At 37.0% G+C, this 9,913-nt stretch carries 11 protein-coding genes, 1 tRNA gene and 1 pseudogene; 3 read left to right on the forward strand and 10 right to left on the reverse strand.

Annotated features, from left to right (window positions below; genetic code table 11):
* Nucleotides 1-16: 16 nt before the first annotated feature.
* On the forward strand, nucleotides 17-472 hold the full coding sequence (locus tag PWP26_RS04015; RefSeq protein WP_273010796.1) for a Fur family transcriptional regulator: 456 nt from the start codon (nucleotides 17-19) through the stop codon (nucleotides 470-472).
* Between the two features lie 155 nt (nucleotides 473-627).
* On the forward strand, nucleotides 628-2,580 hold the full coding sequence (locus PWP26_RS04020; protein ID WP_301399001.1) for a methyl-accepting chemotaxis protein: 1,953 nt from the start codon (nucleotides 628-630) through the stop codon (nucleotides 2,578-2,580).
* A 2-nt stretch (nucleotides 2,581-2,582) separates the two neighbouring features.
* Here the strand turns inward: PWP26_RS04020 and era are convergent, their stop codons facing one another.
* From era to PWP26_RS04050, 6 genes are read right to left on the reverse strand one after another with little or no spacing between them, the layout of a single operon-like run.
* Nucleotides 2,583-3,515 carry a GTPase Era gene (gene era / locus PWP26_RS04025; protein ID WP_301399002.1) on the reverse strand — a complete coding sequence of 311 codons (933 nt, stop codon included), beginning with the start codon at nucleotides 3,513-3,515 and terminating at the stop codon, nucleotides 2,583-2,585.
* Between the two features lie 32 nt (nucleotides 3,516-3,547).
* The gene (locus tag PWP26_RS04030) at nucleotides 3,548-3,898 is read right to left on the reverse strand and encodes a DUF1284 domain-containing protein (RefSeq protein WP_273019930.1); all 351 of its coding nucleotides are present in this window, start codon (nucleotides 3,896-3,898) and stop codon (nucleotides 3,548-3,550) included.
* On the reverse strand, nucleotides 3,888-4,610 hold the full coding sequence (rnc, locus tag PWP26_RS04035) for a ribonuclease III (RefSeq protein WP_301399003.1): 723 nt from the start codon (nucleotides 4,608-4,610) through the stop codon (nucleotides 3,888-3,890). The genes PWP26_RS04030 and rnc overlap by 11 nt, the downstream gene beginning before the upstream one ends.
* A gap of 12 nt (nucleotides 4,611-4,622) precedes the next feature.
* On the reverse strand, nucleotides 4,623-5,384 hold the full coding sequence (locus tag PWP26_RS04040) for a septal ring lytic transglycosylase RlpA family protein (RefSeq protein WP_287568621.1): 762 nt from the start codon (nucleotides 5,382-5,384) through the stop codon (nucleotides 4,623-4,625).
* A gap of 3 nt (nucleotides 5,385-5,387) precedes the next feature.
* On the reverse strand, nucleotides 5,388-6,365 hold the full coding sequence (gene hemB / locus PWP26_RS04045) for a porphobilinogen synthase (protein ID WP_273010620.1): 978 nt from the start codon (nucleotides 6,363-6,365) through the stop codon (nucleotides 5,388-5,390).
* 8 nt (nucleotides 6,366-6,373) lie between these two features.
* On the reverse strand, nucleotides 6,374-8,092 hold the full coding sequence (locus PWP26_RS04050) for a phosphoheptose isomerase (protein WP_301399004.1): 1,719 nt from the start codon (nucleotides 8,090-8,092) through the stop codon (nucleotides 6,374-6,376).
* 204 nt (nucleotides 8,093-8,296) lie between these two features.
* On the opposite strand from PWP26_RS04050, the gene PWP26_RS04055 reads away from it, so the two are divergent.
* Nucleotides 8,297-8,374 (forward strand) — tRNA-Asp (locus PWP26_RS04055).
* A 130-nt stretch (nucleotides 8,375-8,504) separates the two neighbouring features.
* On the opposite strand, the gene PWP26_RS04060 is transcribed toward PWP26_RS04055, so the two are convergent.
* From PWP26_RS04060 to PWP26_RS04075, 4 genes and pseudogenes are all read right to left on the reverse strand, one after another.
* A complete protein-coding gene (locus PWP26_RS04060) occupies nucleotides 8,505-8,648 on the reverse strand; it encodes a hypothetical protein (protein WP_158506215.1) in 144 nt (47 codons plus the stop codon).
* Nucleotides 8,649-8,957: a hypothetical protein gene (locus PWP26_RS04065; RefSeq protein ID WP_287568618.1), complete on the reverse strand. Its 309-nt coding sequence runs from the start codon at nucleotides 8,955-8,957 to the stop codon at nucleotides 8,649-8,651. It abuts the gene before it with no gap.
* A 10-nt stretch (nucleotides 8,958-8,967) separates the two neighbouring features.
* Nucleotides 8,968-9,282, reverse strand: coding sequence for a hypothetical protein (locus tag PWP26_RS04070; protein ID WP_301399005.1), 315 nt, complete (start codon nucleotides 9,280-9,282; stop codon nucleotides 8,968-8,970).
* A gap of 93 nt (nucleotides 9,283-9,375) precedes the next feature.
* A pseudogene (locus PWP26_RS04075) lies at nucleotides 9,376-9,870 on the reverse strand (transposase).
* Nucleotides 9,871-9,913: the final 43 nt, after the last annotated feature.

Genomic DNA, 9,913 nt, shown 5'->3' on the forward strand with positions numbered 1-9,913 from the left:
AGTTTTGTTTAATTAAATGATTATGAGACATGGTGGATGGTGTTGGAAAAAACATGGGTTTAAAGAATGTGGTTTAAGAAAAACCCAGGCACGAGAGGCCTTAATCAAACTTCTCAGTCAAACAGAAGGCCATCTTACAGCCGAAGAAATTTTCTGGAAGCTAAAAGAAATATTACCTGGTATAGGTCTGGCTACTGTATACCGAACTTTAGAACTTCTCACCCAGCTTGGCATAATCAAAAAATTAGACTTTCAAGAAGGTAAAGCCCGTTTTGAATTCATAAAACAGGAAGAAAGAGACCATCATCATCTTATATGCAAAGTTTGTGGTAAAATTATTAACTACCCGCCTTCTGAGGAATATCAGGTTTTAAAGGATTTAACCCAAAAGATAGAACAAGACTTTGACTTTAAGGTTGAAACCTTAGAAATTCAAGCCTATGGTGTTTGCAAGGACTGCAAAAAACCGTAAAACTAATCTTTCTTAACTGCCTCTTTTTTTGTTTTTATGGAGTTCTCAAAACTTTTCTCTTTTTTCAAACAAATTTCTCTTGACTTTTATCATTTTTTAAATATTAAAAAATATAAAAACTTTTTAGTAACTTTTAAAAGTTAGGAGGTAACAGGATGTTTGATAGTTTAAACAAGAACCTAAGGTTAAGGTGGAAGCTTACCATACCTTTGGTTTTAGTTCTTTTTATAGGAATTGAAATTACTGTTTTTGTAACCAGTTATAGTTTATATTATATAAATCTTCATCAAGCTAAAACCAAAACCTTCCCCCATTATGCTAAGGCTGTAAAAGAAGCCTTAATCAAAGATATGGCAAGCCCTAACTACAAGGAACTAAAAAACTACTATATATCTTCCCTTGGTAACGTGAAAGTCTTAAAAAGTCCCAAGCTTGAGGCTCAATTTGGAGGGAATAAAGAAGAATCTTTTGATTTAATGTCAAAAGAAAAAGAATCAGTATTAGCTGGTAAAGAATTTTTCGTCAAAGAAAAAGACGTTTTAAAAGGAATTTATCCTCTTAAAGCTGAAAACAGATGCTTAAGTTGCCACAAGGTAAACGAAGGGGAGGTTTTAGGGGCTCTGGTGTTAACCCTCCCGTATAATGATATCTTTTCTATCATCACTAAAACTCAAATCACTTACGGAGTGCTTGGGTTTTTAGGAATCATAGGAGGCTTCTTAGCGGTTTATATAGCTTACATTGTCTCCCATAAACCTTTAGACCGTTTAGCCTTGGTGTTACAAAAAATGGCTGAGGGGGATCTAACGGTAAAAGTGCCTTATATAGACTATAAAGACATCACCGGAAGGGTAGCAAGAAGCATTCACAAGCTACTTACCGCTTTTATCGAACTTAACGAAAAATCACTTTCCTATTCTCATCGCTTAGCTGAAGCAACAGACGAAAACTTTAAATATGTAGATAAAACCTCTGAGAATACAAAACAGTTAGCAACTCAAGCCTCCCAAATAGCGGCAGCTATTGAGGAAATGACAGCTACCATCGGAGACATTGCTAAAAACGTAACCTCTGTGTCAGACTTAGCCTCTCAAAACATAGAGGTTGCCTTTGAAGCCCAAACCCTTTCAGAAGAATCAGGTAGGATTGTTTTAAAAGCTAATCAGGAAACTATGGCCCTAAAACAGGTGATGGATAGTTTAAATCAAAGGGCTGAAGAAATCGATTACATCGTTCAGCTGATAAAAGATATAGCTGACCAAACCAATCTCCTTGCACTTAACGCAACGATCGAGGCGGCGCGTGCTGGGGAGCATGGAAAAGGTTTTGCGGTGGTAGCTGATGAGATAAGAAAGTTAGCTGATAGAACATTAAAGGCTACCCAAGAAATCGCAGAAAAAATAGGTAACATCCAGCAAGATACTCACCAAGCCTTTACCAAAATGGAAACTACCGCTAAAGAGGTGGATAATGCCTTAGCCTCTTTAGAAAAGGTAAAACAGGTCTTAAACCAAATCGTAACCTCTTCTCAAAACGTTAAAGATGCTATTTCTCAAATCGCTGCTGCCACAGAACAACAGTCTGTTGCCAGTGAAGAAATCAGTAAAAACGTCGAAAAAGTAGCCAAACTTTCGTCTGAAATAGATGGTTTTATAGAAAAGTTAGGACAATCTATCTATCACCTAATTTTGATTTCATCTGATCTAAGGCATACAGCAACCTCTGTGATTACTCAAAAACTAAAAGAAAACCTTTTTGACATCTTTAAAGGAGACCATGAAAGGATGTTTTTAAGAGTTAAGGCTCACCTAAAAGGTTGGGAAAAACTAAACCCTGAACTCATAGGAAACTACGAAGGCTGTAGCATAGGTAAATGGTATTATGGAGAGGAAGGGGCTAAATTCAGAAATATACCTGTTTTTAAAGAGTTTGAAGAGGTTCATAAACGTTGTCACCTCTTAGCTAAAGAACTTGTTTTAGCCTATGATTCTGGACAAACGGGAAAACTTCAAGCTTTAAAGCGAGAGATTGAACAAAATAGCCAAAAATTAAAAGATTTATTAAACAAAATGGAAGAAATCTATCTATCAGAGCTAAAAAAAGCCTAAGATTACTCCCTAAAAGGAATGGCTAATTTTCTGATATGGGTTTCTTTTTCTCGCCAGTCTTTTAGTGTTTTTACCCAAAGGTCTAAGTATATCCTCTTTCCTAAGAGAAATTCTAATTCTTCTCTTGCAAGGGTGCCTATCTTTTTCAACATCTGGCCTTGTTTCCCTATGATGATACCTTTTTGAGAATCTCTTTCGATAAATATCGTTGCCTGGATATAAAGCAAGTTTTTTTCTTCGTCTTCTTTTATTTGTTCCACTTTAACCGCGGTACTATAGGGTATTTCTTGATAGGTTAGTTGGAAAATTTTTTCTCTGACGATCTCTGACACCAAAAGACTAAAAGGTAAATCGGTAACCCTTTCTGGTTCATAATAAAAAGGACCTTCTGGTAAAAGCTTCACCAATTCATCGATTATTCTTTCGATTCCGTCGCTTTTCAAAGCAGAAACAGGGATGATGGCCTTAAAGTCATGTAGTTTAGAAAAATAGTCTATCATAGGAAGAAGTTCACTCTTTTTGATAAGGTCTATTTTATTTAAAACCAAGATGGTAGGCTTGTCGGCTCTTTTGATGATGTCTAAAAGTCGTTCTTCTTCAGGTAATCTATGGGTCACATCTACGACCCATAAAATGAGATCTACTTCTTCTAAAGCCTCTAAAGCTTCTTCTACCATCATTTTATTAAAGAGAGATTTTGCGTCATGAATCCCTGGGGTATCTATGAAAACTATCTGATAGTTGTCTTGGGTAAGAACACCTTTTATGTTAAACCTGGTAGTTTGGGGTTTTGGACTTACGATAGAAACCTTAGTGCCTATTATCCGGTTTAATAACGTTGATTTACCTACATTAGGAAATCCTACGATAGCCACAAACCCAGATCTGGTTTTAGACTCTTTTGTTTCCTCAAAACTTTTAGTTTCTGCACGCATTGATAACCACCCCTATATTTAAATTTTCTTATTTAAAAACAAACCTCTTTCCACAAACAGTCTATACAAGCCTTATTTTTCCATTTATCCAATACCTTAGAAAGCTTGTCCTTTACCTCTGCTTTTTCTATTAAACAACCTGTCTTTAAATTAAGAAGCTCTAAGGCTAAACGATCTTTTTGAGGTATCTTATCACTGAGTTTACAAACTTGGCCTTCAAGATAAGGGCAGGCTTTACAAACCACGTCAGGGCCTTCAACGATAACCACAGGAGATTTTTCCCAAGCCTCAACTACCTTATTTAGGTTTTCTACAAAAGCCTTATTATACCCCAAACCTTTATAGAATTGTAAACAAATTAGATGATGCCCTCTAAGCTCCACCTTTTATATACTCCTCCTTTTCCTCAGCCTTAAGTTGTTTTAAGGCTTTTTTGGCTGCAAGGTTTTCTGCCTCTTTTTTAGAAGGACCTCTGGCTTTACCTAAGATTTTTCCGTTCATTTTTACCACCACCTCAAATTTAGGGTTATGAGGAGGTCCAGAAACAGAAACTACTTCATACTCAGGTCTTTCATGATATCTACTTTGTAAAAACTCCTGCAATTCTGTTTTGTAATCATATCCTATAACTTTCGGAAAATTTACCAAGTAGGGTTTAAACCATGTTTTAACCTTTTCACAGGCAACTTCAAGTCCACCTTCTAAAAATATAGCCCCTATAAGGGCCTCTAAAGCTCTGGCAGCTATATTTTCTTTGCTTTTTAAATCGAGGTGTTGCTCCCTTTTACCTAAATAAAGGTAGTCTAAAAGATTTAATTTTTTAGCTACCTTTATCAAAGTTGCTTTACACACAAGGTATGCCCTTTTTTTAGTAAGTACACCTTCCTGATCTTTCTGGTATTTATGAAAAATCCACTGAGAAATGCAAAGATTTAACACAGCATCTCCCAAAAACTCAAGTCTTTCGTTATCTTCTAAAACTAATTCTTTATGACTTATCTTGTAAGACCTATGGGTTAAAGCAGTCTTTAAAAGTTCTTTATTACGAAATTGAAATTCTATTATTTTTTCCAGTTCTTCTAAATCTTTTTCCATAGATTAACACCATCACCGAGCAACCAAAAAGGCATGCTTAAACCTTTGTTTTTTTAGCGTCTGTGAAAGAGCTAAGGCCTGTTGTAAATCATTGCCTAAATAAACCTGCACCCTATAGAAGATACAGTCTCCTTTAATAAAAGGTTCTATCTCCACCTTAAAGGACTCTTTTTCTAATTGTCTCTTAAATTGTAAGGCATTTTCTCTTTGTTTAAAAGATCCTACCTGAAGATAAAACTCTCCTTTATTAAAATCAGGAATAGAAGTATATACCATTTGATCGTCCTTGATTTCTCCTTCTCCCAGAGCCACGATTTTAACCTTAGCTGTTCCTTTACCGATAAGTCCTAACTCTTTAGCTGCAGCATAACTAAGGTCAAGACATCTTTCTCCTACAAAAGGACCTCTATCATTAACCCTTACCACTACCTGTTTTCCGTTTTCAAGGTTGGTGACCAGAAGATAGGTTCCCATAGGGAGTATCTTATGGGCTGCGGTATAATCATACATGTTGTATATTTCTCCACTTGCGGCAAACTCACCGTGAAAACCAGGCCCATACCAGGAAGCCACACAAACCTCTTCATATCCCTTTGCCGAAGGCAAAGGGTAGTAAGTTTTACCATTAATGGTATAAGGTTTTAACCAGCCTGGTAGGGTTGAAGAGGGGGGTGGGTGACTGTATTCATCATGAAAAACTACTGGTTTAGGAGGTTTAGCACATCCGGTAAGAAACAAACAAAAACCCAACACCCAGATTAACCTTCTTACCATAAACTATCTCTTAGCTAAGGTCTGAGCAACCTTTTTGGCAAAATAGGTGATGATAAGGTCTGCTCCTGCTCTTTTAATGGCTATCAAACTTTCAAACATGATCTTTTCTTCATCAAGCCATCCCAACTTAGAAGCAGCCTTTATCATGGCATACTCTCCGCTAACCTGATAAGCAGCTAACGGATGGTTAAATTCTTGTCTTATTGTTTTTATTACATCTAAATAGGGCATAGCAGGCTTAACCATCAAAATGTCTGCACCTTCTTGAACGTCTAAATAAGCCTCTCTTAAAGCCTCTCTTATGTTGGCAGGATCCATCTGATATGACCTTCGGTCACCAAACTGAGGGGCTGACTCAGCAGCCTCCCTAAAAGGCCCATAAAAAGCCGAACAATATTTAACTGCATAGCTCATGATAGCTACGTCAGTGAACCCTGCTTCATCAAGAGCTTCTCTAATCCGCCCTACCCTTCCGTCCATCATGTCCGAAGGAGCAACTATGTCAGCACCTGCCTTGGCATGAGAAACAGCAATCTTAGCAAGTTGCTCTAAGGTGGCATCATTATCCACCGTATGATTTTTGATTATTCCACAATGTCCATGAGAAGTGTATTCACAAAGACAGACGTCTGTGATAACTACAAGGTCAGGAAACTTTTCTTTTAAAGTCCTAACAGCTTTTTGAACAATGCCATCTTTAGCATAGGCTGAACTACCTACTTCATCTTTTTTATCAGGTATGCCAAAAAGAAGAACTGCTTTAATCCCTAACTCTACCACCTGTTTTACTTCCTCTATAAGTTGATCCAAAGAAAACCGGTAAACCTCTGGCATAGATCTTATTTCTTGTTTTACCCCTTTACCCTCGCACACAAAAAGAGGATAAATCAAATCATCCACCGTAATGATGGTTTCTCTGACCAAAGAACGGATGTTTTCGTTCTTTCTTAGTCTTCTTGGTCTATACTCAGGGAAAAACATTTTTCCTCCTATTCAAAACTCAAGGCTTTTTCTAACAGATGATAAAAAATTTTCAAATCTTCCTTATAATTTTCTGTAAGATGGATAAGGATAACAGGCTTTTTCCTTTCTACCAGGGCCTTAAAATCTGCACAGGCCTGAGCAAACTGTTGGTCCCAAAAGGTATATCCTTCCCCTGGGATTATCTGCTCAGGGTTTCTACCTTTTCTGGTAAAAATCATAAACCTTGAAAGAATAGGACCCCCTTTATGCATCTGTCCTGTAGAATGCAAATACCTTGGTCCAAAACCAAAAACGGTGCTACAATTTCTTCTTTCGCGAACAAGGGTCCTAAAATCCCTAAAAATGTCTTCGATCTCAGAAGTTGGGGGAAGATAAGCCAAAAATCCCACGTAACTCCAAGGAGAAAAATCCTTAAAAAACTTTTTAAGCAAGGCTGAAAATTTAGGAAATTCGATCGATATGGTGTCTTCATAATAGAAACTAATACCCGTAGATTCGTCTAAATAAAGTTCTATGCCGAAATCTTTATCTTGTTTAAATTTTTCTAAAAAATTTCTAGTTTTTTCCTTGGTAAGCACCACATCCGGCTCATCAAAGGGATTTAAAGTAAGAAAATAACCACAAAGGGCGGTGGCTAACATCCAGCGAAAAGCTTCGGCAAAAATTTCATATCTTTCATCCAAAACATAAGTTTTTACCCTAAAACCTTCTTCTGTGAGGTCTGAGATCAACCTTTGATAAATTTTTTCTCTTCCTTTAAGGGTAAGATAGATAAAAGTTCTATCATTTCCATAAACAGTAGGAGACCCTGGAGATTCTCCTACTATGGGAACTAATCCTGTTAAGTTCTTCCCTAAACTTTCAGCTAAGAGTTGCTCTAACCATAAGGCAAAGGGCTTAAGCAATGGATCTGTAATAAAAGAAATTTTATCCTGCCCCTGCACATAAGCCTCTACCAAAAACTCAGCCAAAGAAGCAGCTAAGTTATATCCCCAAGGAATATCTGCATGGCAAGCCTCATACATCTTTTGGGCATAACTTAAGGCTTTATTCAGATCAAGACCCATCAAAGCAGCAGGTAAAAAACCAATTTCAGAAAGAGCGGCATATCTTCCACCTATACAAAGAGGATGGGGGAAAACCTTTCTAAAACCAAGCTCTTTAGCCAGTTCTTCAAGAGGAGAGCCCTGATCGGTTAGAGCTACAAAATGATTACCAGGGTTTAAGCCCTTTTTTTCTAATTTCTGCCAAAAATACTTTAAATGAGAAAGGGTCTCTAACGTAGTCCCCGATTTAGAAACGATAAAAAATAAGGTTCTTTCTAACGGTAAGTTTTCTACTTGCTTAATAATCTCTGGGTCGTTGGTATCAACCACCAAAAATTGAGGATAGCCTGGCTGAGGACCAAACATCTGAGCTAACACCAACGGAAAAAGAGCAGAACCACCCATCCCACACCAAACTATGTAAGAAAACCCTCTTCTTATCTCCTCTGCAAAAGCCTGATAATCTTTTATTTTGGGTAAAATAGGAGTAACTCCGTCTATCCAATCTAAACGTTTTTTTATCTTTTCTTGAATTGCTGGGTCAGAGCTAAAAAGAGAGGCATCTTTTTGAAATAACCTTTGTAAAATCTCTTGTTTTTGTTCGTTAGACAGGTTTCTCGGGCGTCTGATGTGCCCAAAATCTCGATAAGTTTTAACAATCTTAGGAGGTTGAGACATTTAAAACTCCTTTTGAGTTAATTTATCCAAGTATTTTAAGGAAAAAGAACGATTTGTCAAGCCAACTAAGGGCATTTGAAAAGGCTTTGCCTTAAGAAGGTTTTTATATCAGAAAAATTAAGGCAAAAGGATAAAATTTTTAGACCTCTACATAATTGAGGGTTGCATTTTTAGAAAGATATGTTATTTTTATGTTTATCAGCTGGGGCTGTAGCTCAGCACGGTTAGAGCGCCTGCCTGTCACGCAGGAGGCCGCGGGTTCAAGTCCCGTCAGCCCCGCCATTTTTTCTACACACCTTAACTGTTGGTCCTTTTTTAGTTCATATACTTAAGATACTAATTAAAACCTTTAAAGGCTTGACAATTGTTTAGTTCCTTGAGTTGACTTTATCTAACTTTATCTAAAGTTGGCTTATTCTTTGTAAATACTTGTCCATATCAAACTTTCTCCTAAGTCTGTATCTGATTTTTCCAAAAATTTTTCTTTCTGGCCAAGGATGGTCGCAAGTTCCAAAACACCAAGATATTCCCAAATATCCATTTGGGTCCTTTCCATCTAAGGAGTACTTAAATAACAGGCTATGTTAAAGGCTTCTTTAGGGTGAGCTGCCCACTCGATCAACTTTTTACACCAATACATTCTCATGTAGTTATGCATTTTCCCAGTCTTCAGAAGTTCCTTTTGTGCAGCACTCCAATAACTATCATGGGTTTTAGCTTTTTCTAAATCTTTTAGGCTATATAAATATTCTCGCCTGTCGTTTAAGTGTTCTTCTAAAGTCTGTCTGGCCCAATTGGGGATTCCTTCAAACTCGTTGTACAAGGGGTTGTAATAGCAAAAGTTGCGTGCAAGTTCTCTCCACACTATCAGTTCGTTAAAAAAAAGCCTCTACATTTTCATCCCTTTTGTCATAAAACTTAAGAACTTCTAAAACAACCCTAACTGGAGATATTTGTCCAAAATGCAAGTATGGGCTTAAGTCTGATTGATAGTTATAACCAGGGTTTGATCGAAGGGCCTTATACCTGTGAAGCCTTTCTCTTATAAAAGTTTCTAATCTATTAAAAGCTTCCTCCTCTCCCCCACGAAAATGTTTGCTTACTTCTTCTACGCTTTTATCTATATTTAATCTCTTGATTAGTTCTTCGACCTCTTTTGGATGTTCTTCGTTAAAACCAAAGTGTCTCATCTGTCTCAGGAAAAAAGGGCTTTTATGGCTTGAGTAAGGCCAGGAAAATCATCACTCACCATTACCATAACCCTCTTTTAACTCCCCTCTTTATCAAATCGTTAAGTATCTGAAGCCAGTCCTCCTTCGTCTCTGAACCAAAATAAATGTAATAAGAAAGTAAATTTTTCTTCCCTCCATATCTATCCCGATGATATTATAAATCACCGCTTTTCTGATTCTGTTGGCTTCGGTATCTTTTATCTGAGTATGATAAGCGTCTATAAACATAGCAAACAAATTTTGTGGCAATTCTTTGGTTTTTAATTCTTTGGCTTGGTTATACAATTCTTCTTTAATTTCTTCTATTTGTTCTGGAGAGTAGGGGAGTTTCATAGATTGCAAGAGGGCTTTGATTTTATTGGGGGAGTAGCTTTGGAGAACGAGGTTAAGGATAAAGTCCTAGAAGGATTCATCAGCTTTTTGCCATTCAGGAGGAAGAATAGCAGGTCTGAATTCAGATCTTCTATCTCTTGGGACAGAGATACCAAGGTTACCTAAGAAACAGGCAAGTTGTCTTTCATAGTAACCATTAGCTTTATTATCAATACTATCTCTAAGGAAAAACTTTTTCTAAATCTAAGTCTAAGTT

The sequence above is a fragment of the Thermodesulfobacterium sp. genome (assembly GCF_030445475.1).
Classification (GTDB): domain Bacteria; phylum Desulfobacterota; class Thermodesulfobacteria; order Thermodesulfobacteriales; family Thermodesulfobacteriaceae; genus Thermodesulfobacterium; species Thermodesulfobacterium commune.

Coding starts and splice junctions, on each gene's coding strand:
- PWP26_RS04015 (WP_273010796.1), top strand. CDS start 17: ATGATTATGAGACATGGTGGATGGTGTTGGAAAAAACATGGGTTTAAA.
- PWP26_RS04020 (WP_301399001.1), top strand. CDS start 628: ATGTTTGATAGTTTAAACAAGAACCTAAGGTTAAGGTGGAAGCTTACC.
- era (WP_301399002.1), bottom strand. CDS start 3,515: ATGCGTGCAGAAACTAAAAGTTTTGAGGAAACAAAAGAGTCTAAAACC.
- rnc (WP_301399003.1), bottom strand. CDS start 4,610: ATGGAAAAAGATTTAGAAGAACTGGAAAAAATAATAGAATTTCAATTT.
- PWP26_RS04040 (WP_287568621.1), bottom strand. CDS start 5,384: ATGGTAAGAAGGTTAATCTGGGTGTTGGGTTTTTGTTTGTTTCTTACC.
- hemB (WP_273010620.1), bottom strand. CDS start 6,365: ATGTTTTTCCCTGAGTATAGACCAAGAAGACTAAGAAAGAACGAAAAC.
- PWP26_RS04050 (WP_301399004.1), bottom strand. CDS start 8,092: ATGTCTCAACCTCCTAAGATTGTTAAAACTTATCGAGATTTTGGGCAC.
- PWP26_RS04060 (WP_158506215.1), bottom strand. CDS start 8,648: ATGGAAAGGACCCAAATGGATATTTGGGAATATCTTGGTGTTTTGGAA.
- PWP26_RS04070 (WP_301399005.1), bottom strand. CDS start 9,282: ATGAGACACTTTGGTTTTAACGAAGAACATCCAAAAGAGGTCGAAGAA.